The following is a 22,868-nucleotide window of genomic DNA, read 5'->3' as shown; positions in this document are numbered from 1 at the left end:
GAAGGGTATAGGCGCAGTGCTGCAGCGGGGCGAAGCCTTGTTCCAGGTTGAAGCCTGAGTCGGCGTAACGGCAGGCGGGTGCGTCAGCGGTGCGCGGCACGATGGCATAGCGGATGGGCAGAATGGGGACGCGTGCGCTGCAGGCAGGGCCGGAAGTGGCGCTGCTGACGGAAGCATCAGTCATGTGAACTCCTTGTTCAGCACTTGCCGTTACAGGTCGTGCACAAGCTGCGCACTACTTTGGCTTCGAGAGGGTTGGAGAATGAAGCTTTCTTGATCAATGAAGTGTGGTGAATGAATCTTCAGTTGATCTTAAAGTGCAGGACATTGCCTTGATTAAGGCAGGAACGTCGAGGCGGGAAGTGTAAGAATATGTTGTCGGATTTTGAGTCTGATAGTTGTGGTGTTTAATGCAGTAAGACAGCTTGTTTATATTTGTAGGAAGTTTCCGTTTTTATTTTTAGTGCATAAACAACTAGTTCTTGCACTTGGCCATCACCACTTGACACGTTCTAGGCGTGCCTCCTGACCGGGTGGCATAGCGCACGCAGTTGTTCAGCGACTTCTGCCGGGCAATGCTCAGGGTATTCCCCCACGCCAAACCACCTTCTCCAGTTGAGGGGACTGCTTTGGCAAAGCAGTTTGAGCCTACGGTAGACGCTGCATAACGTGGCTTGCTGTTTTTGCTGGAGCAGCCAGCAGAGAGCGCCAGGCTGAGGGCGAGCAGGGTAGTCAGCGCCAAGGAGGTGTGGGGGGCCTTCGTGCTACTGCTCATGTTTACTCCGGCTTCATTTGTTGAATACCTTGCAGGATATTTCATTCAAGCGAAGCGGTGAACTGTTGCGGCGCAGTAGCGGGCTCATTCGTATGTGCAGACATCGGCGAAGCTGCAAACAGGCGGGGCGCTGCGCGCCCCTTTCGTGACGGAAGGCCCCGCTCATAAGGGGCATGCAAGGCTTGAGTGTGTTCCGAAGGTCAGAAGCGGTAGTTGAAGCTGGCTTCCAGCGTACGCGGTGCCCCTGGGGTAACCAGGTCTACCGAGCCATGTGCCGAGGCATAGTAATCCCGATCGAACACGTTCTTCAGGCGCAGCGCCGCATCCCACTGCGGCACGCTGTACAGCAGCGCAGCGTCGAAGGTGGTGTAGCCCGGCATCACCACCACGTTGTCGAGCGCGGTGTAGCGTTCGTCCACGTAATTGGCACCTGCGGCCACGCGCCACTCCGGGGTCAGGGTGCGTACCAGCCAGACGTTGGCGCTGTTACGCGGCGTCAGGGTAGGGGTCTGGCCTTCGTTGGCCACGCCGTTGGTCTTGCTGTTGGACTTGGTGATCTCGGCATCCAGGTAGGCGTAGCCGGCGTAGATCTGCCACTTGTCCGTAAGCTGCCCGCTGACGGTGGCCTCGAAGCCGTCGGTGCGTTGTTCGCCGGCCAGCACGGTCAAGTTGGGGTTTGCCGGGTCGGCGGTCTTCATGTTGGTGCGTTCCAGGCGGAACACCGCCGCTGTCAGCGACAGGCGGCTGTCGAGCAGGTCCCACTTGGCCCCGATTTCGTAGTTGGTGGTTTCTTCCGGCTCCAGGTGCTGGTTGGTCGGGCTGACCGCGAACACCTCGCCCGAAGGCTGGTAGCTGCGGCTGACCGACACGTAGTAGGACTGGATGGCGTCTGGCTGGTAGACCAGGCCGGCACGCGGGCTCCAGGTCTTGTCGGTACGGTCGAGGTCGACGTTCTGCACGCGGTCGTCGTCGTACGCCTGGCCAAAGATGTCATAACGCACGCCGACCAGGGCCTTCCAGTGCTCGTTCAGCTCGATCATGTCCTGGGGTGGCGGACAGGGTCTATGCTTGTTGGCGCGCGAGCATTTCGCGCCCCTATCCGGTCTTGATCACATGGAAGCAGGCCTATGAACCCGATCCGCTCACTTGCGCATGCTGTTGCTTTGGCCACGCTGGTATCCGCTACCAGCCTCACCGTGCACGCTGCAGATATCCCGATTGCCAGCGAGGCGCTGGAAAGTCACGTGACCACGCAGGTCACCGCCATCGACCTGGCCAACCGCCAGGTCACGGTGAAGGGCCCAGATAACAAGAAGGATGTGACGTTCCAGCTGACTGAAAAAGCCAAGGCCCTTCCCAACCTCAAGGTGGGGGACCAGGTCGACATCTTCGTGACCCGTGCCGTGGCCTATGTGCTCAACACGGATGTGGGCGGGGCGCCGAAGGCCAGTGAGGAGTCCGGCACCATTCGCGCCACGGCGCAAAACCCCAACCCGGGCGGCGAGGCCTTCCGCCAGGTCAGGGTCACCTCGCAGATCAAGAAGATTGACCTCGCCAAGCATGAAGTAAGCCTGCTGCCGCCAGAGGGCAAGCTGCAGGTGGTCAAGGTCGAGAACCCGGACCTGCAGGCGCGCATGAAAAACCTCAAGGTCGGTCAGACCGTCGACGCGATCTACACCGAAGTGCTGCGCGTCGAAACCTCACGCTGATTTCAGCCGCTGCCGACCTCGGTTGCCTCCGAGGTCGAACGTGGTGGGCGGGCATGTGCTGTGAGCAGCCGGATCAAGGGCGAGGCGATGAAGGTACTGATGATGGCCATGATCACCAGCAGGGTAAAGTACTCCTTGGGAAGTACGCCCAGGTCATAGCCGACATTCAGCACGACCAGCTCCATCAGCGCCCGGGTATTCATGCACACGCCTATCAGCGCCGCATCACGGCGGTTTTCGCCTAGCAGGCGGCTGGCTCCGTAGGCACCGAAAAACTTGCTGGCGAAGGCCACCAGGCAGATCAGCAGGCAATTCCACAGTGCGGTCGTGCCTTCCAGGGCACCCACATCCGTGCGCAGGCCGGTGTAGGCGAAGAATATCGGCAAGAAGAATGCGTTGACCACGCCACTGACCTTGGCATTCCACTGCTGGACGAAGCGGCGTTCAGTGTGCAGGGCAACGCCGAGAATGAAACCGCCGATGATCGAGAAAACGCCGATCAGGTTGGTCACGGTCGCGCTGGCCAGCAGGATGATCAGCATCAGGGATATGCCTTGAGCCGTCAGCGGTCGGCGCTCCAGGTCGCCGAGGATCCAGCGCATGATCAGTGGTCGCACCAGGCCGATCACCAGCACAATGAACAAGCTCAGCGCCAGCACCCGGGCCAACGAAGCCCAAGGGTTGAACTGCGAGGCGATCAGCGATGTAACGCCACCAAGGATGAGCCAGCCGCAGACATCGTCTATTGCCGCCGCACCGATGGTAAGGGTGGCGACTCGCGAGCGCGAAAGGCCCAGTTCCATGAAGATGCGCCCGAGGATGGGCAGAGCGGTAATTGACAGTGCCGTGGCGAAGAACAGCTGGAACGCCAGTAGGGGCGGCCTGTCCCCGCTGATTTGCTGCCAGAAGTATTCGGCAGTGAGCATGCCGCTGGCAAAGGGTACCAGCAGCCCACCCATGCTGATGATGATGACCGAACGCTTGCGGCCCTTGAGGTGTGCACCGAACTCGAACTCCAGGCCGACCTGGAACATCAGCAGGATAAGGCCGATTTGTGCTGTTACCACGAAGGCAGTGGCCGTTTGCGGTACGAACAGCGCAGCCAGTTGCTCAGGAAAAAAGTAGCCGAGCAGGCTTGGGCCTAGCACCAGCCCGGCAAGGATTTCGCCAGCGACTGGCGTTTGGCCCAAGCGGCGGGTACTGAACCAGGCGATCAGCCGCGAAACACTGAAGATCACGATGAGCTGCAGCAGAAACATCAGGGTCAGGTGTTCGGCCTGGGAGCCAACGGCTGACTGTGCCGGCGCCGTTGGCGCGAGCTGCACGGTACTGGCGTGAAGGGTATTGGGCATGATGGTGTCCCGAATGTGTTGGGTCAGAAGGGCGGTGCGATCCAGCCACCGAATGCGAGCTCCAGTGAACGGGCTGCGTCGAGCAGCACAGGCTCCTGGCCAGGGCCGGCCACCAGCTGCAGGGCCACCGGGCAGCCTTGATCGAGGCGCCCCATGGGTACCGTCAGGGCCGGCAGGCCTAGTACGTTGAACAACGCGGTGTAGCCGATATCCCCCGGGTAGCGCAGGGCATGGCCATGCTCGGGCGAGGTGCCGGGCAACGCCGGCAGGGCCAGTACACTGTTGCCATCCAGCCGTTCGGTCAGCGCGTGTAACAGGGCATCGCGTTTGGGTAGCTGCCTTGCAAGGCCGGGGTTACCCAGGCATTCGCCCAGGCTGTCGAGCACGGTTGCCAGCCAAGGTCCGGTGGCATGCTGCGGTTGGCCGAGCAGTGCTTGCCAGGCATGAGCCAAATGCGCCACAGGCTGGCCGTCACCGAGAATGTCGGCCAGGCGCACGCCGGTTTCCTGCTTGAGCACGGCCAACCAGATGGCGAACGCATTGTTCAGTGCGTGGGGTAGCCAGCGCTCGACATGGGTGCCTTGGCTTTGATAGTGGTGGGCCACGTCATCCAGCGCCAGAGCCACGGCCGGCGAAATCCGGCTTCCCCAGCCCAGGCGCTCGGGCTGGCACAGGTACAGGCGTTGCAATGCTGCAGGCGGCGGGCGGTGTACGTAGCTGTCGAGGATATTGCGGTCCAGTTGGTCGGGCCCGGCAATGATCTCCAGGAGCACGGGCAGGTCTTCGGCATGGCGACACAATGGGCCGGCAGCAAAGTGCCTAGCGATGGCCATGGCATTCGGCTGCCCCAGGCCGCGTTCGTCCAAGGGGAGATGCCCGGTCAGTGGCACCAACCCCCGTGACGGCTTGAGGCCGAAAATGCCGTTGCAGGCAGCCGGGATTCGCACCGAACCACCGCCGTCGGTACCCAGCGCGAATGGCACGCAAGCGCTGGCTACCAGCACGGCATCACCGCCACTGCTGCCACCGGCACTCCGGTCGTTCCGGTAGGGGCTGCAGGTGCGGCCGTAGACCGGGTTATCGGTTTCTGGCCATAGCGCCATCTCGGCCTGGTTACCCAGCGCGACCGGAATGGCGCCCGCATCGATCAGGCGTTGCGCGGCGGTGGCGGTAAACCCGGCAACCTTGTGCTGTCGGCGCCGTGAGCCGCACGTTTTGGGCGCATCGGCCAGCCCCAGGCCCTCCTTGAAGCTGAAGGGCACACCATGCAGTCGACCCAGCGGGGCGCCTTGGTCTCGCTGGCGTTCGGCAACTTCGGCGGCCCGCCGCGCCTGGTCGTACAGCGCCACTGCCACCGCGTTGCAGCGCCGTTGCACGGTTTGGCAGCGGCGGATGCTGTGTTCGACCAGTGCTACCGGCGACAGCGTGCCATCACGGACCCCGGCAGCCAGGCGCACACCGCTATGAGCCAGCAGTGCGTCGCTGCCGGCTTCGGCCATGGGCATGTCCATCAGTGGCGCGCCAGGTCGAGGAAGCCGCCGTCGCTGCCGAACGGCGACTTGAGCAGCTCGGGCGCCTCGCCGTACTTGTAGAACAGTGAAGGCATCAGCCGCAGGCTGGTGGCGCGTCCCAAGTCCTGCAGCGTGCCCAGGCTATGCCGCGCCAGCAGTTTCAGGTGGCGAGGCGCCACGCTCCAGCGCACCATGCGCATCAAGCGTAAGCGCAGCAGCGCCGAGCGCAGGAAGTAGCTGGCGGCGTATCGCGGCCGGGCCTGGTTGTCGGCCTTGTACAGGGCGAAGTTGATGGTGCGCGAATACAGGTTGGGGATCATCTGCGGGCTGATGCCCGGATTGGAACGGCGTACTTCACGTAACAGGCAGGCAAAGGGCAGCGGTGATGGCTGCAGTTCCCGCGTGTAGCGTGGCAACAAATCGGCGAATTGCTGGGCCTGATGGCCGTCGAGAAAATCGCCGCTGACATACATGGGCAACACCACATGGAAGTACGCCATGTTGGCGAACAGCAGCGTCCAGCCCATCAGGAACGGGTCGTCCATTACCTCGTACCACTTGCTCCAGGTGTCCTGAAGCGCCAGTTGCGCCTGGATGTGCGATTCCAGGCAATTGACATAGGCGGGAGTCAACGTGCCCTGGATGTCTTTCTCGATCATGGCGGCCACTTGCGGTATCTGCTGGGCTACATAGGCCAGCCCGGCACTGTTGGCCGGGTCGAAGGTGAACGCTGCATCGCCGATCAGGAACCAGCCATCGGTGGAGTAGTACTGGTTGGCCTCGTACATGTAGTTGTACATGGCGTGCTGGTCGATGACTTCGCCCGACGCCATCAGCTCGGTGATCACTGGGTGGTCTGCCATGACCCTTTCCTTGAAGGCTTCCAGCGTGCCAATCCGTTCGTTGATCATGTCCGGGCGGTAGGTGATGCCGATGCTGATCATGTCGGCACCGTCTTCGCTGCGCATGGGTATGAGCCAGATCCAGTAGCCCTTGCCGTAGAAGTGATGGGTGACGTAATACGGGTCGAAACAGTGATGCTTGTCCTTGTGGGTGTTGATGCTGTGCAGGATGTTGCGGTCAAACTGGCGAAGGCGGAACCAGAACGTGCTGCGCTGGTAGGTCGGCTCCTTGTGCAGCTTCAGCTTCTTGGCCATGAAACGGTTGCGGCCGGTGGCGTCGATTACCCAGTCGGCGTCCATTTGCCAGGTTTGCGCTTCGCTGCGCAGGGTCAGGCGGTGACGGGTATGCTCGCCTTCATGCAGGTCGACCGCAGCCACGTCGGCCTCGATCAATTGCACCTGGTGGTCGACCACGATGGCACGCAGGTCTTTGTCGAAGCTGAAGCGGTTGAGGTTGTAGGCGGGCATGCGGATCACCCCAGGTGCCTCATGGACCACGTAGTTACGGCACTCCGGGTTGTTGCGCAGTTTCAGGTAATAGGTCAGGCCGTATTTGTGGTAATGCTTTTCTTCAAGCAGGCTGCCCAGGCCGATACCTTTGAAAAAATGCGTGGTCAGCTCGACCGTCGACTCACCGACGATCGGCCGCTTGCGGTCCGGGCGGCCGATCAGCGTCACTTCTACACCAGGCAAGCGCTTGCGCAGGTACAGGGCAGCCAGGTGGCCGGCCACGCCGGCCCCCATGATAGCGATACGTTTCATGTCATCAGTCCGTGATGGGGTGGGGCACCGGGAAACCCGGTGCCGGGGGTGGCACTCAGTGGCTGGCGGCTTCGATCAGCGCCTGGGGTTCGGCGCGCTCGGAATAGTCGACATTGATGAACGCCCGGCGTATGCGGCCGTCCTGGCCGATGACGAATGCGCTGGCCATCGGCAAACTGAGGTCGTCGCTGGCATTGAGGGCCTTGAGGTCTGCACCGAGTGAGCGGTACACCGCCTCGAGCTCCGGTTCCAGTTCGAAGACGATGCCGTACTGACGTGCCAGCTGGTTGCCGGGGTCGCTCAACAGTTGATAGCGCACCCCCAGGGCTTCGCGGGTTTTTTGGGTGGCGGCAGGGCTCTGGGCGGAGACAGCCACCAAGGTGGCACCGCTGACGGCCAGGTCACCCACCATCTGCTGGTACTCGCCAAGCGCGGCATTGCAGAACGGGCACCACAGGCCGCGATAGAAAACCAGCACCAATGGGCCGCGTGCCAGCAAGGCATGCAGGTCTACCGCCTTGCCATCGGCATCCTCCAATACGGCCAGTGGTGCGCGGTCGCCGGCTTTCAGCGCATGGGCTTCGGGGTGGCGTGCGATCAAGGCCTGTAGCGACGTGCTGAATTTTTCCAGCACGTCGGCGGGCAGTTGGCCCATCTGCTGTTTGATGGCGTCGAGTTTTTCCTTGAGTGACATGCTTCTCTCCTTGTGGTGATTCACTGGGGCAGGCTTCGGGTTGCCCGGGCGTGGATTCGCTGCGAGGCCTTGCAGCCGGGGGGGTAGCGCTGGAACAGCTGGAGTACCCAATCGGGGCGGGTTTTGCTGGCATCGTTAAGCCAGTTGGCGACCGAGTCCTGGGCGTACTTTTCAGCCTCGGCCAAGAGCGGCACCAGCAACGGCTCGGCCACTTCCGGTTGTTCTTTGAGCGCGGCTATGTGCTCACACCAGACGCCACGTGGGCGCAGGATTTCGATACAAAAGCGTCGCACCAGCGGGTCTGCGTCGCCTGCGTAGCGGCTGAGCAACGGCAGGGCGGTGTCCAGCTGCTGTGCCAGGCGTGGGCGCAGGGCAATCCAGGCCCATTCGCGTACACCAAAATGCTCATCGCGGGCGAAGCGCAACTGCGCCAACAGGGCGTCTTGTGCAGGCAGCGTGCGTGAAAGGTGTGCCTGAGCGAAGGCTGCCCAGCTGCGTACGGTGTCGGACGGGTGCGCACAGCATTGCTCGAACACCTCCTGGCGCAGGGGGGCGGGTGCATGTTCCAGCCATTGGCCCAGCGCCAGGCCGATGGCTGCAACCTTCTTTGACAGGCCCAGCGTCTGAACCTGGTCAGCGCAGGCAGCCAGTTGCTCGACCAGCGCCGCAGGTAACCGGGTGGCCAGGGCATTGGCCAGTGTCACCTGATCCACGGCCAGGCATTCGGCCAGGTTGCGGGTTGGCAGTTGGCCAAGGTCGATCAGGGACTTGCGATCATCAGTCATTGCTGAGGCTCCAGGACAGCAGGTTGGCAGTAGGGGGCGGACGCCAACGGGCAATAACGCCCTGGCGCGAGCAGGTGCTCTGGGTCCAGCGCATCCTTGATGCGCTGCCCGAGTTGCCAGGCAGGCGCTTGTGTTTCGCTCAGCAAGCCCATGAAGGCCAGGGGAAGCCGATAGGGCAGTACGCCTTGCTGTTTACCTGTGCGGAACAACTGTCGGTAGCAGTCTTCGGCGCGGCTGCTGGCGGGGGCATCGTTGCGGTCGAACAGTAACGGCACGGTGCAGTCGATTGCGCGGCCTGACAAGGTGGTGAGGGTAACCGGGCAGGGCATGCGATGGGTTTCGCAAGCCTGTTCCATGTGCGAGACGAAGGTGGCTACCTGCTGGCTGCGCAGAGGCAGGATAGGCGCGTACCAGATCAGGCCGCAGTTGTCCCGGGCCGGGTCGAGCAAGGCGCCTTGCTGCGGTTGCGCACCTGCGGCGTAAGCCAGCGGCAGTGCCACCTGGTTCGGCTGGCCTTCCATCAGTTCAACGCCCATGCGCAGTTTGCTCAGGGTCAGTTGCCAACGTCTGGACCAGGCCCCCGGCAGTAGACGCAAGGCGCGCTCAGCCAGCGCCAGCTGGCGTTGGCTGCGGAACAGGTAACGGCTGCAAAACCGCCGCAGTTCGCTGCGGATGATGCCCTTGAGCGAAGCCAGCTGCGCCCGTTCGCAGTAGATCGAACCTACCCCCATCCAGGCGGGCAATGCGAGCGATTGCGCGGCGGCGTTGCGTTCGGCCTGATCCAGTTGGGTAAGGGGCCGGGTGTCGTAGGCCATGCTTAGCAGACGCGTGCTGTTCATCAGGTTGATGCCGCCCACCTGGCTGCCGCAACGTTCCAGAATACGCTTGACGCCATCGAGGGCGGCCGGGAGCTGTGCCGCCGAATCCACCCAGAAATAGAACGGTTGCACGACCTGTGGGCGCTTGACCAAGGCGATCGACATGTGTGTCACCACCCCCAGCCCGCTCTGGCTGAACAGGCCGTCCAGGTAAGGGCCGATGCCCCACTTGAAGCAGGCGGTGGTGCCCGTTGCCCACATCGGCGAGCGATAGCGTTGGCCATCGGGCAGAATGGCTTCAAGGCCCATGACGGCTTGCCAGTGGTCCGTTAACGGTGTGATGCCAAAGCCGCGTTCCAGCGCGTTGGCCAACACACTGCAGGTGGGCCCTGCGCCGGTGACTGGCGTAAGGAATGGCAGGTTGCGACTGGCCAGGTAATCGGCCAGCGCGGCCTGGGTAACGCCTGGTTCAAGGGTGACCACACCCAGAGCCTCGTCGAAGGCAAGGATCTTGTCCATGCGCGACAGGTCAAGTTGCACGCAGCGCTCGTGAAGCGTTGCCACGCCGCCATAGCCCCAGTTGTGGCCTGTGCTTACCGGCTGCACCGCGACACCGTGCAGGTGTGCAATGGCCAGGCAGGCAGCTACCTGCTCGCTGCTGGCTGGCCTGAGCCTGGCACTGGCATGGGCGGGCGAGCGCATGGTGTCCTGGCTCAGCTGGCACAGCGTGCTGGCGTCACTCTGTACATGGGCGTCACCCAGCACCGCGCGCCAGGCTGCCAAGGCGGCTTGCAGCCCCTTCGGCTCAGAACGCACTTGCCAGGCCTCCCATGCCAAGGAACAGGCGCAGTTGGTCGACATCGGCCCGGCGGCTGCGTGGCAAATCGCGGTAGCGTCGCCGAAATTCGCCCTTCATCGCTGCCACACAGCGCCGCTTGGGGGTGCGGATCACCATCATCAGCGGGCTGACCGCCGTGCTGTAAACCTTGGCACAGGGGCCCAGGTAGCTGGCGGCAAGGGTCTGGAACTCTTCCAGAGAGAAAGCAGCCAACAGCGAGTTGCGGTAGTCGAGCAGTGTGGCCTGGTCGGCTCCATCACTGGCGCGGCTGACAAAATAGTCCACCGACTCGACCGACTTGAGCCGGCCAAAGTCGTTCAGGTAGATGGCCCGGTCATTGCGGAGCACGCGTGCGATGTTGCGAAACGTAGCTTCCAGTTGAGCGAGATCGGCCAGGTGATGCAGCGCCATCGAAGAGATCACCACGTCAACGCTACGGTCGGCGATACCGGCCAGGCGAGTCATGTCTTCCTCGCGCAGTTCGACGTTGTCGATGCCTTGCTGGCGAATCGAGGCCTGCCCCACCTCGAGCATGGTGGCCGACAGGTCGGTGCCGATGAATTCGGCCCTCGGGTTCAGGCGGGCCAGTTGCAGCAGCAGGCTGGCTGGGCCACAGCCGATGTCCAGCACGACATCGCCCGGTTTGATCAACGCGCACATCTGGGCGCAGTGGTACAGGTACGTACCGGACAGCGCCTGGCCTTGGCCTGCACTGTCGGCGTAAGCCGAGACACAGGCGTCGTCGGCCATTACCAGATCAGGCTCAGGCGTGCGCACCAGCGGGTGCCTTAGGGTAATTTCCCTGTAGATCGCGCGCAGCAATCCCATGTCCATGAACGTATCCTCCATGAAAGTCGTGTGGTGTGGAGCGCGGTGCGGGCAGCTCAATCCAGTTGCAGAACCCGCCGTACCCGCGGCGTCAGATGGCGCGGCGAGGTGCCGCAACGCGCCATGTGGGTGAGCACTTCGTCAGTGCTCCAGTGGGTTTGAGGCCGCGCGACGGGCAACTGGATGTGCGGGAAATGCCGTGCGCAGAAGAAGTCGAAAAGATCGGTGTGCTGCTGCTCGACGGTAAAGCCCAGCCCTGGGTGCTGGTAGACCTTGGCGAACACCTGGCGTGCCTGGTTCAGGTTCAAGGCCAGGGGTAGCGACAGGGCATTGTTGAGCTTGGTGTAGGTCTGAACGGGGCCAATGGGCGAAAAGAACAGCACGTTGCGGTAGAAGCCGGCGGCGCGAGGGTGCACGGCAATCAGCAGGCTACTTACCCGGCGATGATCCATGGCCCAACGGAACATGGCGTTGTACAGCATGAGGGGCACGCCTTTGCCTTTGTAGTGGCTACAGACCGCCAGGGTGCCGACTTCGGCCAGGCGGCCACCGCCCAGGCGTTGCAACACCGCTTCGTTGACATGCACGTCTTCGAGCGGCAAACCGAGCGGCGAGTCTTCGATCAGTGACACGGTCCCCACCACCTGGTCACCTTTCAGTGCCACGAACGTGGTGGTGCCAGGTAGCAGGTGAAAAGGTGAGAAGCGCATGCCGGCGCGGCACACAGTAGCAATGCCGCGACGGGCATAGCTGTCGTTGACCAGGCGCAGGGCCTGCTCGAGTTCATACAGATTCTGCACCGGTCGAAAGCTGAAGCCTTCAATGGCTAGCGGCTGGCTGCAGAGGCGGCGAATGAACAGCCGCCGGTAGAGTGCTGCTGGCAGGCAGGCTTCAAGCCAGGCCTGGCGCCGCCTTACCTGGTCGCGCTCGCTGTGCACGCGCGGCTTCCTGCCGATTCGTGCCAGTACGCTCTGATTCTGCAACATCATCCACCTCCTTGTGGTTTGACGGGGGTATTGGCTTCAGTCCTTGTCGGGTGGCAATGCCAGGGCAGGGCTCGCCGAAAGTGCCTGTAGCGCGGCGGAAAGGGCTTCCCGTTGTGTGTTGTCCAGCGTGTGCATGATCGTGCCGATCCAGTCGGTGTGTTCGGCGAATACCGCGTCCAGGACAGAAACACCTGCCGGGGTAAGGCTGATGCTCAGTTTGCGACGGTCGTGGGCATCCTTGCGGCGCTTGATGAAGCCGTCGCCTTGCAGGCCGTCGAGCAGACCGGTGACGGTGCCCGAAGTGATCGCCAGACGCGTCGCCAGTTCCAGTGGCGACAAGCGTCCGCCAGCCGCTTGCAACGTCAGCAAGATGGCGAAACGCCCCTCCGACAAGTTATGGCGAGCCAGGCGAACCGCGCACACGCGGTTGATTGCTGCAGCCGCGGACAGCAGTTCGAAACACAGGCGCACGCTTTGCCTGGCGTCGGCAGGGGCCTCTGCCAGTGCGTCGAGCATGATGTGATGCTTGTTCTCAAGAATATTCATAAGGCGCAGTTTATCTTGGTGCCTTAGTAAGTCAACAGTGCTTGCGTTACAGGGCTGCGACAGCTGTTGAATTAGTGCGTTGCATGTCTGGTTTTCATACATGCTACGAATAGTTCATGTGCATGATTTTGATTTCCATCAGCTTGGTGCATTGCACGATGATGGCGGTCATCAACACGTTGAAAAGGCACGGCCATGTTCAGTAAATCCATGCTTCTGTTGGTTCTGCCGCTTGCCCTGGCGTTGTTTGCCGGTGCCGTACTGCCCTTTCAGGCCACCGCTAACGCTGCCGTAGGCCGGGCATTGGGGCACTGGTTATGGGGGGCGTTCACCTCGTTGACGGTGAGTTCGCTGGTGGTGATTCTTGCCCTGCTGGTTCTGAGGGTGCCTGCACCGGACATGGGCAAGGCGCTGCAGGGGCCCTGGTGGCTGTGGGTAGGGGGTGTTCTGGGGGCACTGTATGTGGCCGGTGCTGCTGCACTTACCCCAAGGCTGGGGGCTGCGGGCTTCCTGGTACTGGTCGTGGCAGGGCAGATCATCACCGCAGTGCTGGCCGACCATTTTGGGGTAATGGGGTTGGCTGGCAAGCCACTCAACCTGGCCAGGCTGGCGGGCGTGGTGCTGATTTTATGTGGCGTGCTGCTGGTGCAGGGCACCTGGGCGACGGCGACACCGGCCAGTGCCGCAGCGGTGGTGAAGCAGCCAGAAGGTTGATCAGCACCCCGGTTGGCTGCAGGCCCACACGGTTTCGCGTAGCCAGCGATGCCCGGGGTCGTTGTCCTTGCGGCTGTGCCAGGCTTGCTGGTAGTCGAACGAGGGGATTGCCAGCGGCGGCTCGAACTGGCGTAACGCCGAATGCGGGTGCAGCGAGCCTACGGCGCGGCTGGCCACGGTAAGGATCAGGTCGGTACCGGCCAGTACCTCCACCGCTGCGCTCCAGTGCGGCAAGGCCAGGGCAATTCGACGGCGCAAGCCTTGGGCCGCCAGCGCACGTTCAATCTCATCGAAGGCGTCCGGGCGCATGGCCATCAGTACATGCGGGCGCGCCAGCCAGTCTTCCAGCGCCAAGCCGCCGCTGGCTGGCAGGACCTGGCGGTCGGCGACGCTGATGAAGCTGTCGGCAAACAGCGGCTGGGTAGTGATGCCTTGGGACCGGTCCGGGAAGATGCCCAAGGCCAGGTCCAGTTCGCCATCGAGCAGTTGGGCCAGCATGGTTTCGCGGCTGGCCTGGCTGATGGCCAGGTCTACCCCGGGGGCGACCTGGCGCAGATGGCGCATCAGGGGTGGCAGGATAATGCGCGACGAGTAGTCGGACAGCGACAGCCTGAAGCGGCGCTGGGCCTTGGCTGGGTCGAACTGGGGGGTGGCGAGCAGGCCATTGAGGCTACCCAGCGCATCCTGCAGCGGGGTGGCCAGCGACTGGGCGAGTGTGGTGAGCGCCATGCGGCCGTTCTGGCGAACCAGCAAGGGGTCGTCGAAGTGTTTGCGCAACTGCGCCAGGGCGTGGCTTACCGCCGGTTGGCTGCGGTGCAGGCGCAGGGCGGCGCGGGTCACGTGTTTCTCGCTGAGCAGCGCGTGAAGGGCCAGCAGCAGGTTGAGGTCGATCTTGCGCAGTTCATCCATGGGGTGAATGGCTTTATCACTATTCAAAATGTCTTTATCAGATTAACAAATGCAAGCACCGCCTGGTGCGGGTGTTGCCGCAGTGGCAACTGGATGTGGCAGCGGGCATTCACCTGGTGCGGCCGACCGCGCGCCTGAATACAGCGGCACTTGGGGTATTCAAGGCCTGGCTGGAAGACCGCTTCAAGGCCGGAGCCCCTTGGCGGCCTTGAAGCGGCCTGTCGTTACTCAAGACTGGCTCTAAAGTTTATTGCATAACCATTTGATAAATAACAAATTATCTTCTTGCTACAGCGTGCTGAACGCACTGCTCATAGTAAGTCTGCCTGATTGCCGACGGCTTTAGCCGCGAGCGGCTGTTGTAGGTCTGCTCGGTGATACCGAAGGCGGTCATGCGCATCCAAGGTTTGGGGAATTTGCGTACCTGCAGCTTCTTTCGCGTGGCATACAGCGTTACTCCGGAAAGCTTGGCCTGTTGGGCTTCGGCGGCTATCTGCGCACCCCAGGTGCAGGTGTGGCGATCGTTCTGGCTTGGCGCCCGGGCTTGGGCGCCGAAAGCGAGCGTGGCCAGCAGGCAACCGGCCAACGTTGCTAGAAGTACTCGCATGTTGCTGTCCTAAGCATCTGAAGAGGAAGGAAGTTTGCCTTCGCTTTTCAAGACCGGGGGCCAGCAGTTTGCCGTCAGATCACCGCCATGCGCAGCGGGCTGGAGGCAGGCTTTCGCAGGCTGGCCCAGGCCAGGCCGGCGACCCAGATCAAACGGCGCCGAGTTGGCTCATGGCCTGTTGCAGGTGGTCGTAGCCGGGGTAGGCCTGGGCAGTGAGCCATACACCGGCCAGCAGCCAGAGGGGGATCAGCAGGCCGCTGGCGAGCAGCAGGCGGTCGTGGGCTTTCATGCCGGGTCTTCCTTCCATGGATGAGTGAGCGCAAAGGCGCACAGTACAGGCTTGCACTGGCTTTGGGCCAGCTTTTCCCAAGGTGGGGCGGCAGGGATGTGCAATAAATACCGCACCGGGTGTATGTGATCGTACAACTGCATGCGCTATGATGAGCGCTGTCTTTCAAGGTGAAACACAGGGCAATGACAGAGCAGCAGGTACAGGCAAGGACCCGGCGCAAGCCGCGTAGTCTGGCCCAGGAACTGGTCACGGTGCTGACCGAGCGCATTCGCAGTGGCCAGCTCAAGCGTGGCGACAAGCTTCCGACCGAATCGCAGATCATGGCTGAGGAGGGCGTCAGCCGCACCGTGGTGCGTGAGGCGATCTCGCGCCTACAGGCCGCCGGGCAGGTCGAGACCCGTCATGGCATCGGTACCTTCGTGCTGGACGCGCCGGCCACCGGGGGCTTTCGCATCGACCCGGCCACCGTGGTCACCCTGCGTGAAGTGCTGGCAGTGCTGGAATTGCGCATTGCCCTGGAGATCGAGTCGGCAGGCCTGGCGGCACAGCGGCGCAGCGATGAAGAGCTGGCAGGCATGCGCGCGGCGCTGGACGAACTCAACGAAGGGGCGGCCCATGCCAACGATGCGGTATCGGCAGACTTCCAGTTTCACCTGCGCATTGCACAGGCCAGCGGCAACCATTACTTCGCCGACATCATCAACCACCTGGGTACCAGCATCATCCCGCGTACCCGGCTGAATTCGGCGCGGTTGGCCCATGATGACCAGGCGCATTACATGAGCCGGTTGATGCATGAGCACGAAGCGATCTACGAAGCCATTGCCCGGCGTGACAGCGAAGGGGCGAAGATGGCCATGCGTATGCACCTGAGCAATAGCCGGGAGCGTTTGCGTCAGGTGCATGAAGAGGTTGAGGCGCAAGGGGCCTGACGTTTCTCTTGCCAGCCGACACTGCTAAAAAAAAGCCCCGCCATGCGCGGGGCTTTCTTGTTTCAGGCAATCACTCAGATTGTTCCGTCACTCCACTGACCATTTACCAGGCGGCGCAGACCCAATGGGTTGCCGTCGCGCAAGGCTTCAGGCAGCAACGCCTGCGGGTAGTTCTGGTAGCACACCGGGCGCAGGAAGCGGTCGATAGCCAAGGTGCCAACCGAGGTGCCACGGGCGTCTGAGGTGGCCGGGTAGGGCCCGCCGTGGACCATCGCATCACACACTTCGACACCAGTCGGGTAACCGTTGACCAGAATGCGCCCGACCTTCTCCTCCAGCAGCGGCACCAGCCAGGCAAAGGCCTCGAAGTCCTCCTGCTCACCGATCAGCGTCGCGGTCAGCTGGCCACGCAGGCCGAGCAGGGCGGCGCGCAGCTGGTCGTTGTCCTGCACTTCGACCGCTACGGTGGTTGGGCCGAACACTTCTTCCTGCAGCAGCGGGTCGGCATTCACCAGCAGGCTGGCGTCGGCCTTGAACAGCTGGGCGCGGGCCTGGCTGCCTTCCTGTGGCTGGCCAGCCAGGTGCTCGATACCCGCGTGGGCGTGCAGGTGCTCCAGACCGCCGACGTAGCTGCGCAGGCCGCCGGCGTTGAGCATGGTCTGGCCGGCCTGGGCGTTCAGGTGCTGGCCAAGGTCGGCCAGCAGTTGGCTGAACCGAGGCGATTGCAAGCCGATGACCATGCCCGGGTTGGTGCAGAACTGGCCGGCGCCCATGCACACGGAGCCGGCCAGTTCGCGGGAGATGGCCTCGCCGCGTTTGGCGAGGGCGCCCGGAAGGACGATCACCGGGTTGATGCTGGACATCTCGGCGAACACAGGGATGGGTTGCGGGCGCTCGGCAGCCATGCGGCACAGGGCGTCGCCACCTTTGAGTGAACCGGTGAAGCCGACAGCCTGGATGGCCGGGTGCTTGACCAGCCACTCGCCCACACCGCCACCGAATACCATGTTGAACACGCCCTTGGGCATACCGGTACGCTCGGCGGCACGTACGATGGCGCAGCCGACCAGGTCGGCGGTGGCCATGTGGCCGCTGTGTGCCTTGAACACCACCGGGCAACCGGCAGCCAGGGCGGCGGCGGTGTCGCCACCGGCGGTGGAGAAGGCCAGCGGGAAGTTGCTGGCGCCGAACACGGCGACCGGGCCAACGCCGATGCGCATCTGGCGCAGGTCTACACGCGGCAGTGGCTGGCGCTCGGGCAGGGCCAGGTCGATACGGGCGCCCAGGAAATCACCCCGGCGCAGCACCTGGGCGAACAGGCGCATCTGGCCGCTGGTGCGGCCACGCTCGCCTTGAATGCGGGCGGCGGGCAGGGCGGTTTCGCGGCAGACGATGGCGACGAAGGCGTCGTCCAGTTCGTCCAGTTCCGCAGCGATGGCTTCAAGGAATTCGGCGCGGCGCGCCGGGGCCAGTTGGCGGAATTCGGCGAAGGCAGCGGCGGCGGCTGTGGCGGCCTGGTCCACTTCGGTTTCAGTGGCCTGGGCAAAGCTGTAGGGCAGGGCCTCGCCAGTGCTGGCGTCCAGGCTCTGCAGGCGCTGTTGGCCGGCGGCGCTACGCTGGCCGGCGATGAAGTTGTGGCCGAGGATTTCAGGCATGGAGTACTCCTGTAGGTTGAGAAAACGTCCGATGGATTGCCACCTTGGGCATCAGGTAATCGGTGCCGGGTTGAACAGGGTGATGTCGTTGTGCAACCGGTGCTGTTCGGCCCAGGTCTGCTTGCGGCCGCTGGCCACGTCCAGGTAGTAATGGAACAGCTCCCAACCCAGCTCTTCGATGGTCGAACGGCCTGTGGCGATGCGCCCCGCGTCGATGTCGATCAGGTCGGGCCAGCGCTGCGCCAGTTCGCTGCGGGTGCATACTTTGACCACCGGCGCCATGGCCAGGCCATACGGAGTGCCGCGGCCGGTGGTGAATACGTGCAGGTTCATGCCGGCGGCCAGTTGCAGGGTGCCGCACACGAAGTCGCTGGCCGGGGTGGCGCAGAAGATCAGGCCTTTGCGGTTTACCCGCTCGCCAGGGCCAAGCACGCCCTGGATGGCGCCGCTGCCGGACTTGACGATCGAACCCAGCGACTTCTCGACGATATTGGACAGGCCGCCTTTCTTGTTGCCCGGCGTGGTGTTGGCACTGCGGTCGGCGGCGCCTTGCTGCAAATAGCGGTCGTACCAGTCCATCTCGCGCACCAAGGCTTCGGCGACGTTCTGGTTTTCGGCGCGTGAGGTCAGCATGTAAATGGCGTCGCGTACTTCGGTCACCTCCGAGAACAGCACGGTGGCGCCGGCGCGTACCAGCAGGTCGGACGCGTAGCCCAGTGCTGGGTTGGCGGTAATGCCCGAGAAGGCGTCGCTGCCGCCGCACTGCATGCCAAGGATCAGCTCGCTGGCGGGTACGGTTTCGCGTCGGCGCTGGTCGAGTTTCTTCAGTCGGGTTTCGGCCAGTTCCATGATCTGTTCGATCATTTCCATAAAGCCCAGGCTGGCGTCCTGCAGGCGGTACAGCCACGGGTCGCTGAGGTCCACCGATGGGTCGTTGTCGTGCATCACCTGGCCGGCCTGCAGTTTTTCGCAGCCCAGGCTGATGACCAGCGCCTCGCCGCCCAGGTTGGGGTTGCGCGCCAGGTTGCGCACGGTGCGGATCGGGATGTAGGCGTCGCGTGCGTTGATCGCCACGCCGCAGCCGTAGCTGTGGGTGATGGCCACCACGTCATCGACGTTGGGGTATTTGGGCAGTAGTTCGGTGCGAATGCGCTTCACTGCGTGTTCGAGCACGCCGGTCACGCATTGCACGGTGGTGGTAATGCCGAGGATGTTGCGGGTACCGACGGTGCCGTCTGCGTTGCGGTAGCCTTCGAAGGTGAAGCCCTCAAGGGGGGGCAAAGGCTGTGGGACAGCGTCACAGCGCGGCAGGCTGTCCAGCGCTGGGGCGGCCGGCATGGCCAGCTGGCTTTCCTGCACCCAGCTGCCCTGGCGCAGGTCTTCCAGCGCGTAGCCGATGATTTGCCCATAGCGGCGCACGGGGTCGCCCTTGGCGATGGCCACGGTGGCCACCTTGTGGCTCTGCGGCACGCCTTCGATCAGGGTCAGGCCGTCGGCGAAGCGGGCGCCTTCGCCCAGGCCGCCGTCGTTTACAACCACCACGACGTTATCGTCGTCGTGCAGGCGGACGTAGCGGGGCGATTCGGAATGTTCGATCAACTGCATGTTTTGGCCCTACTTGTCAGGTTCTCAGGCTTTTTGTACATCCGCCCGCACCGGGTAACCCGGCGCGGGCGTGTTCACTCAGTGGCGCGTGCTGGCCAGTTCGCCGTTGGCGGCAGGCTCAGCCTGTGGCTTTGGGGCATCGTCGCGCAGCTCGATACGCTTGATCGGGCCGACGATCACCAGGTAGCTGAACACGGCCACCAGGGCGTTTGCACCCACGTACACCAGCGCCCACTTGAACGAGCCGGTGGCGCTGATGATGTAGCCGATCACGATCGGGGTGGTGATCGAGGCGATGTTGCCGAAGGTGTTGAACAGGCCACCGGAAAGCCCGGCGATCTGCTTGGGCGAGGTGTCTGCCACCACCGCCCAGCCCAGCGCGCCAATGCCCTTGCCGAAGAACGCCAGGGTCATGAAACCGACCACCATCCATTCGGCGTCGACGTAGTTGCAGAACACCATGGTGGTCGACAGCAACAGGCCGCAGACGATCGGCAGTTTGCGCGAGAAGGTCAGCGAGTTGCCTCGGCGCAGCAGCCAGTCCGAGATCACGCCACCCAGCACGCCACCAATGAAGCCGCAGACCGCCGGCAGCGAGGCGATGAAGCCCGCCTTGAGGATGGTCATGCCGCGCTCCTGCACCAGGTACACCGGGAACCAAGTGAGGAAGAAGTAGGTGATGGCGTTGATGCAGTATTGGCCCAGGTACACGCCCAGCAGCATGCGGCTGGTCAGTAGCTGCTTGATGTAGCCCCATTTCGGGCCGTCGTTGCCGCGCTTCTGGTCCATGTCCACCAGGCCGCCGTTCTGCTCGATGTGTTCAAGCTCGCTTTGGCTGATGCGGGGGTGTTGGCGCGGGTTGTGGATGGTCTTCAGCCATACCATGGAGAACACGATGCCCAGTGCGCCCATGACCACGAACACATGCTCCCAGCCGAAGCTGAACACGATCCAGCCCATGATCGGCGCGAACAGTGCAGTGGCGAAGTACTGTGCCGAGTTGAAGATGGCCGAGGCCGTGCCACGTTCCTGTGTGGGGAACCAGGCGGCGACGATGCGCGCGTTACCTGGGAACGACGGGGCTTCGGCGAAACCTACCAGGAAGCGCAGGGTGAAAAGGGTCACTACGGCCCAGGCAACCGGAAGGCCACCGACAAAACCCTGCAACAGGGTGAACAGCGACCAGGTGAAGATGCTGAAGGCGTAGACGTTCTTGGAACCGAAACGATCGAGCAGCCAGCCACCAGGAATCTGGCCAGCCACGTAAGCCCATCCGAAGGCGGAGAAGATATAACCGAGGGTTACGGCGTCAATGCCGAGGTCTTTCTGCAGGCTGGAACCTGCGATTGCAATGGTCGCGCGGTCGGCATAGTTGATCGTGGTCACCAGAAACAGCATGAACAGGATCAGGTAGCGCACATGCGTCTTCTTAGTCGCTTGCATGCTGGTAATACTCCCACTAGTTATTTTTGTGCGGGCTCACGAATTGTAACCGGAGTGGGGCTTCCCACTCCGGGTGCGGCAAGGGCAGGCCGCAGGTGGGCGCTTATTGCGGACCCATCTTGTCCATCAGGGCAGCGAGCATTTCGTACTCTTCGGCAGTCAGGTCGGTCAGCGGGGTGCGCACCGGGCCTGCGTCGTAACCGGCAATTTTGGCGCCGGCCTTGACGATGCTGACGGCGTAGCCGGCTTTGCGGTTACGGATGTCCAGGTATGGCAGGAAGAAATCGTCAATCAGCTTGGCCACGGCGGCGTGGTCGTCACGGGCGATGGCGTTGTAGAAGTCCATGGCGGTCTTCGGCACGAAGTTGAACACGGCGGAGGAGTACACCGGTACGCCCAGGGCCTTGTAGGCAGCAGCATACACTTCGGCGGTCGGCAGGCCACCCAGGTAGCTGAAGCGGTCGCCCAGGCGGCGACGGATCGACACCATCAGCTCGATATCACCCAGGCCGTCTTTGTAACCGATCAGGTTCGGGCAGCGCTCGGCCAGTTTTTCCAGCAGGTCGGCGTTCAGGCGGCAGACGTTGCGGTTGTACACCACCACGCCGATTTTTACCGATTTGCACACCGCTTCTACGTGGGCGGCAACGCCATCCTGGCTGGCTTCGGTCAGGTAGTGCGGCAGCAGCAGCAGGCCTTTGGCACCCAGGCGCTCGGCTTCCTGGGCGTATTCAATGGCCTGGCGGGTGGAGCCACCCACGCCGGCGAGAATCGGTACCGAAGTAGCACAGGTGTCGACGGCGGTCTTGATCACCTGGCTGTATTCGCTGGCAGCCAGGGAGAAGAACTCACCGGTGCCGCCAGCGGCGAACAGGGCACTGGCGCCATACGGGGCCAGCCATTCCAGGCGTTTGATGTAGCCAGCCTGGTTGAAATCGCCCTGGGCGTTGAAGTCGGTGACCGGGAAAGACAGCAGGCCGTGGGAGAGGATGGATTTCAGTTCTTGTGGCGTCATTGTTGTTGGCATCCTGTGGCGCTTGGGTGAAGGGTGTTGTTCTGCGTTGGAGGTAAGTTATCGTACAACTTGTACGATGACTAGTCCCTTTGCGAGATTTTTTTGCGGTGGTGCAGGAGGGAGGGGTTAACCCTGTGCTTGCCTCTTCGCGGGTTATAGAAGAAGGAGCCGAAGACACCGATGGCAGACCAATCACAATCAGTCATCGTATCTCTTGAGGGGGAGGGAAAAACGATCGCGGAGACAGGCACACGCCCGCCGCCCGCTTCCACGGGAAGTGTTCTGGGACCAGCAGAGGGTGACCGGGGAAACGGGGGCGGCCTTGCGCCACCCCGCGATCAAAGCAGAGGAAACGGTAGGTCAGGCAGCGTGCTGGCGCTTGATCTGCGCCTTGCGTACCTGGGCACGGCAAGCATCGCCGAACGCCTGGAAGATCTTGATCGAATCAGGGTTTTTCGCCGCTTGCCATTCCGGGTGCCACTGCACGGCGAACAGGAACGGCGAAATGCTCGGGGCGTGAATGGCCTCGACCAGGCCGTCTTCGGCGTGGGCGATGGCTTCGATGCCAGCGCCGAGCTTGCGCAGGCCTTGGCCATGCAACGAGTTGACGCGAATCTCGTCGGTACCCAGGGTGTCCTGCAGCCAGCTGCCCGGCTGGATTTTTACGCCATGAACCTGAGCGTATTGCACTTCAACCGGGTCTTCCGGGTTTTCCCGGTGGTCGTTGAAGCCCGGCTCGGCGTACACCTTCTGGTAGATGTCGCCGCCCAGGGCGACGTTGATTTCCTGCATGCCACGGCAGATGCCGAAGATTGGCAGGCCACGCTTGATCGCCGCCTTGACCAGCGGGATGTCGAACAGGTCGCGGTTCTGGTCCTGGCCCTTGCCTGGGGTCTGGTTTTCCTGGCCATACAGGGCCGGGTCGATGTTGCTGCCAGCGCCGGTCAGGTACACGCCGTCGGCCATGTCCAGGTAGGTCTCGAGGTCTTCAGTGCCGCAGCAGGTGGGCACCAGTACCGGAACGCAATCGGAGAACTCGACCAGCGGCGTGATGTATTTGTGGGTCATGACCTGATAGTCATGGCCTTTGCGCTCTTGGCTGCCCATGGTCATCAGGACGACGGGTTTGCGCAGGGAAGGTTGCTTGTTGCCAATGTTGCTGTTGGACATATGTCACCTTGGGACAGGTT

General features: G+C 62.8%; 21 protein-coding genes and 3 pseudogenes. 4 read left to right on the top strand and 20 right to left on the bottom strand.

Annotated features, from left to right (window positions below; translation table 11 throughout):
- The 3 genes and pseudogenes from PM2_RS08315 to PM2_RS08310 all read right to left on the bottom strand — a co-directional run.
- A partial coding sequence (locus tag PM2_RS08315; RefSeq protein ID WP_042131603.1) for a hypothetical protein occupies nt 1–184 on the bottom strand: 184 nt, incomplete at its 3' end.
- Nucleotides 185–475: 291 nt separating this feature from the next.
- Nucleotides 476–775, bottom strand: a complete 300-nt coding sequence (locus tag PM2_RS31525; RefSeq protein ID WP_028698814.1) for a hypothetical protein — start codon at nt 773–775, stop codon at nt 476–478.
- Nucleotides 776–975: 200 nt separating this feature from the next.
- Nucleotides 976–1,821, bottom strand: a pseudogene (locus PM2_RS08310) (TonB-dependent receptor); the annotation flags it as partial.
- 81 nt (nt 1,822–1,902) lie between these two features.
- On the opposite strand from PM2_RS08310, the gene PM2_RS08305 reads away from it, so the two are divergent.
- A complete protein-coding gene (locus PM2_RS08305) occupies nt 1,903–2,484 on the top strand; it encodes a hypothetical protein (protein WP_016713816.1) in 582 nt (193 codons plus the stop codon).
- A gap of 2 nt (nt 2,485–2,486) precedes the next feature.
- Here the strand turns inward: PM2_RS08305 and PM2_RS08300 are convergent, their stop codons facing one another.
- From PM2_RS08300 to PM2_RS08260, 9 genes are read right to left on the bottom strand one after another with little or no spacing between them, the layout of a single operon-like run.
- Complete coding sequence (locus PM2_RS08300; RefSeq protein WP_028698815.1) at nt 2,487–3,836, bottom strand: cation:proton antiporter; 1,350 nt, start codon at nt 3,834–3,836, stop codon at nt 2,487–2,489.
- 23 nt (nt 3,837–3,859) lie between these two features.
- On the bottom strand, nt 3,860–5,347 hold the full coding sequence (locus PM2_RS08295; protein ID WP_028698816.1) for an amidase: 1,488 nt from the start codon (nt 5,345–5,347) through the stop codon (nt 3,860–3,862).
- Nucleotides 5,347–7,011, bottom strand: coding sequence for an NAD(P)/FAD-dependent oxidoreductase (locus tag PM2_RS08290; protein WP_028698817.1), 1,665 nt, complete (start codon nt 7,009–7,011; stop codon nt 5,347–5,349). The genes PM2_RS08295 and PM2_RS08290 overlap by 1 nt, the downstream gene beginning before the upstream one ends.
- A gap of 55 nt (nt 7,012–7,066) precedes the next feature.
- Nucleotides 7,067–7,705, bottom strand: coding sequence for a peroxiredoxin-like family protein (locus PM2_RS08285; RefSeq protein ID WP_016713821.1), 639 nt, complete (start codon nt 7,703–7,705; stop codon nt 7,067–7,069).
- Nucleotides 7,706–7,725: 20 nt separating this feature from the next.
- A complete protein-coding gene (locus PM2_RS08280) occupies nt 7,726–8,490 on the bottom strand; it encodes a hypothetical protein (RefSeq protein WP_016713822.1) in 765 nt (254 codons plus the stop codon).
- Nucleotides 8,487–10,124: an FAD-binding oxidoreductase gene (locus PM2_RS08275; protein ID WP_028698818.1), complete on the bottom strand. Its 1,638-nt coding sequence runs from the start codon at nt 10,122–10,124 to the stop codon at nt 8,487–8,489. The genes PM2_RS08280 and PM2_RS08275 overlap by 4 nt, the downstream gene beginning before the upstream one ends.
- Nucleotides 10,114–10,980 carry a class I SAM-dependent methyltransferase gene (locus PM2_RS08270; protein ID WP_016713824.1) on the bottom strand — a complete coding sequence of 289 codons (867 nt, stop codon included), beginning with the start codon at nt 10,978–10,980 and terminating at the stop codon, nt 10,114–10,116. The genes PM2_RS08275 and PM2_RS08270 overlap by 11 nt, the downstream gene beginning before the upstream one ends.
- Nucleotides 10,981–11,030: 50 nt before the next feature.
- Nucleotides 11,031–11,960 (bottom strand): GNAT family N-acetyltransferase, encoded by a 930-nt coding sequence (locus PM2_RS08265; RefSeq protein WP_016713825.1) that lies wholly within the window; start codon nt 11,958–11,960, stop codon nt 11,031–11,033.
- 36 nt (nt 11,961–11,996) lie between these two features.
- Complete coding sequence (locus PM2_RS08260; protein ID WP_028698819.1) at nt 11,997–12,506, bottom strand: MarR family winged helix-turn-helix transcriptional regulator; 510 nt, start codon at nt 12,504–12,506, stop codon at nt 11,997–11,999.
- A gap of 195 nt (nt 12,507–12,701) precedes the next feature.
- On the opposite strand from PM2_RS08260, the gene PM2_RS08255 reads away from it, so the two are divergent.
- The gene (locus PM2_RS08255; protein WP_016713827.1) at nt 12,702–13,220 is read left to right on the top strand and encodes a DMT family transporter; all 519 of its coding nucleotides are present in this window, start codon (nt 12,702–12,704) and stop codon (nt 13,218–13,220) included.
- Here PM2_RS08255 and PM2_RS08250 read toward each other — a convergent pair whose 3' ends face one another.
- Complete coding sequence (locus PM2_RS08250) at nt 13,221–14,129, bottom strand: LysR family transcriptional regulator (protein ID WP_016713828.1); 909 nt, start codon at nt 14,127–14,129, stop codon at nt 13,221–13,223. It lies immediately after the preceding gene.
- A 59-nt stretch (nt 14,130–14,188) separates the two neighbouring features.
- Here PM2_RS08250 and PM2_RS30715 point away from each other — a divergent pair.
- Nucleotides 14,189–14,341: pseudogene (locus PM2_RS30715) on the top strand (LysR family transcriptional regulator); the annotation flags it as partial.
- Between the two features lie 65 nt (nt 14,342–14,406).
- Here PM2_RS30715 and PM2_RS08245 read toward each other — a convergent pair.
- Together PM2_RS08245 and PM2_RS30710 are read right to left on the bottom strand one after the other, a co-directional pair.
- Nucleotides 14,407–14,736, bottom strand: coding sequence for a hypothetical protein (locus tag PM2_RS08245; protein ID WP_016713830.1), 330 nt, complete (start codon nt 14,734–14,736; stop codon nt 14,407–14,409).
- Nucleotides 14,737–14,890: 154 nt separating this feature from the next.
- Nucleotides 14,891–15,025: pseudogene (locus tag PM2_RS30710) on the bottom strand (DUF998 domain-containing protein); the annotation flags it as partial.
- A gap of 185 nt (nt 15,026–15,210) precedes the next feature.
- Between PM2_RS30710 and PM2_RS08240 the strand changes: the two are divergent.
- Complete coding sequence (locus PM2_RS08240; RefSeq protein ID WP_016713832.1) at nt 15,211–15,960, top strand: FadR/GntR family transcriptional regulator; 750 nt, start codon at nt 15,211–15,213, stop codon at nt 15,958–15,960.
- Between the two features lie 74 nt (nt 15,961–16,034).
- On the opposite strand, the gene PM2_RS08235 is transcribed toward PM2_RS08240, so the two are convergent.
- The 5 genes from PM2_RS08235 to PM2_RS08215 all read right to left on the bottom strand — a co-directional run bounded on the left by PM2_RS08235 (nt 16,035) and on the right by PM2_RS08215 (nt 22,848).
- The gene (locus tag PM2_RS08235) at nt 16,035–17,615 is read right to left on the bottom strand and encodes an aldehyde dehydrogenase (NADP(+)) (RefSeq protein WP_028698820.1); all 1,581 of its coding nucleotides are present in this window, start codon (nt 17,613–17,615) and stop codon (nt 16,035–16,037) included.
- A 51-nt stretch (nt 17,616–17,666) separates the two neighbouring features.
- The gene (garD, locus tag PM2_RS08230) at nt 17,667–19,220 is read right to left on the bottom strand and encodes a galactarate dehydratase (protein WP_028698821.1); all 1,554 of its coding nucleotides are present in this window, start codon (nt 19,218–19,220) and stop codon (nt 17,667–17,669) included.
- A 78-nt stretch (nt 19,221–19,298) separates the two neighbouring features.
- Entirely contained in the window at nt 19,299–20,663 is a 1,365-nt protein-coding gene (locus PM2_RS08225) for an MFS transporter (RefSeq protein WP_016713835.1), read from the bottom strand.
- Nucleotides 20,664–20,766: 103 nt separating this feature from the next.
- On the bottom strand, nt 20,767–21,678 hold the full coding sequence (kdgD, locus tag PM2_RS08220; RefSeq protein WP_016713836.1) for a 5-dehydro-4-deoxyglucarate dehydratase: 912 nt from the start codon (nt 21,676–21,678) through the stop codon (nt 20,767–20,769).
- Nucleotides 21,679–22,038: 360 nt separating this feature from the next.
- Nucleotides 22,039–22,848, bottom strand: a complete 810-nt coding sequence (locus PM2_RS08215) for a gamma-glutamyl-gamma-aminobutyrate hydrolase family protein (protein WP_016713837.1) — start codon at nt 22,846–22,848, stop codon at nt 22,039–22,041.
- Between the last annotated feature and the right edge of the window lie 20 nt (nt 22,849–22,868).

The sequence above is a fragment of the Pseudomonas monteilii NBRC 103158 = DSM 14164 genome, assembly GCF_000730605.1.
GTDB lineage: Bacteria > Pseudomonadota > Gammaproteobacteria > Pseudomonadales > Pseudomonadaceae > Aquipseudomonas > Aquipseudomonas monteilii.
Note: the sequence above shows the minus strand (reverse complement) of the source record. Positions and strands in the feature narration are given on the sequence as shown.

Bases quoted from the DNA above. Each gene is read 5' to 3' on its own strand.
- PM2_RS08255 (WP_016713827.1), top strand. From the start codon at position 12,702: ATGTTCAGTAAATCCATGCTTCTGTTGGTTCTGCCGCTTGCCCTGGCG.
- PM2_RS08300 (WP_028698815.1), bottom strand. From the start codon at position 3,836: ATGCCCAATACCCTTCACGCCAGTACCGTGCAGCTCGCGCCAACGGCG.
- PM2_RS08305 (WP_016713816.1), top strand. From the start codon at position 1,903: ATGAACCCGATCCGCTCACTTGCGCATGCTGTTGCTTTGGCCACGCTG.
- PM2_RS08245 (WP_016713830.1), bottom strand. From the start codon at position 14,736: ATGCGAGTACTTCTAGCAACGTTGGCCGGTTGCCTGCTGGCCACGCTC.
- PM2_RS08215 (WP_016713837.1), bottom strand. From the start codon at position 22,848: ATGTCCAACAGCAACATTGGCAACAAGCAACCTTCCCTGCGCAAACCC.
- PM2_RS31525 (WP_028698814.1), bottom strand. From the start codon at position 775: ATGAGCAGTAGCACGAAGGCCCCCCACACCTCCTTGGCGCTGACTACC.
- PM2_RS08265 (WP_016713825.1), bottom strand. From the start codon at position 11,960: ATGTTGCAGAATCAGAGCGTACTGGCACGAATCGGCAGGAAGCCGCGC.
- PM2_RS08235 (WP_028698820.1), bottom strand. From the start codon at position 17,615: ATGCCTGAAATCCTCGGCCACAACTTCATCGCCGGCCAGCGTAGCGCC.
- PM2_RS08270 (WP_016713824.1), bottom strand. From the start codon at position 10,980: ATGGACATGGGATTGCTGCGCGCGATCTACAGGGAAATTACCCTAAGG.
- PM2_RS08225 (WP_016713835.1), bottom strand. From the start codon at position 20,663: ATGCAAGCGACTAAGAAGACGCATGTGCGCTACCTGATCCTGTTCATG.
- kdgD (WP_016713836.1), bottom strand. From the start codon at position 21,678: ATGACGCCACAAGAACTGAAATCCATCCTCTCCCACGGCCTGCTGTCT.
- PM2_RS08240 (WP_016713832.1), top strand. From the start codon at position 15,211: ATGACAGAGCAGCAGGTACAGGCAAGGACCCGGCGCAAGCCGCGTAGT.
- PM2_RS08295 (WP_028698816.1), bottom strand. From the start codon at position 5,347: ATGGACATGCCCATGGCCGAAGCCGGCAGCGACGCACTGCTGGCTCAT.
- PM2_RS08260 (WP_028698819.1), bottom strand. From the start codon at position 12,506: ATGAATATTCTTGAGAACAAGCATCACATCATGCTCGACGCACTGGCA.
- garD (WP_028698821.1), bottom strand. From the start codon at position 19,220: ATGCAGTTGATCGAACATTCCGAATCGCCCCGCTACGTCCGCCTGCAC.
- PM2_RS08285 (WP_016713821.1), bottom strand. From the start codon at position 7,705: ATGTCACTCAAGGAAAAACTCGACGCCATCAAACAGCAGATGGGCCAA.
- PM2_RS08280 (WP_016713822.1), bottom strand. From the start codon at position 8,490: ATGACTGATGATCGCAAGTCCCTGATCGACCTTGGCCAACTGCCAACC.
- PM2_RS08290 (WP_028698817.1), bottom strand. From the start codon at position 7,011: ATGAAACGTATCGCTATCATGGGGGCCGGCGTGGCCGGCCACCTGGCT.
- PM2_RS08250 (WP_016713828.1), bottom strand. From the start codon at position 14,129: ATGGATGAACTGCGCAAGATCGACCTCAACCTGCTGCTGGCCCTTCAC.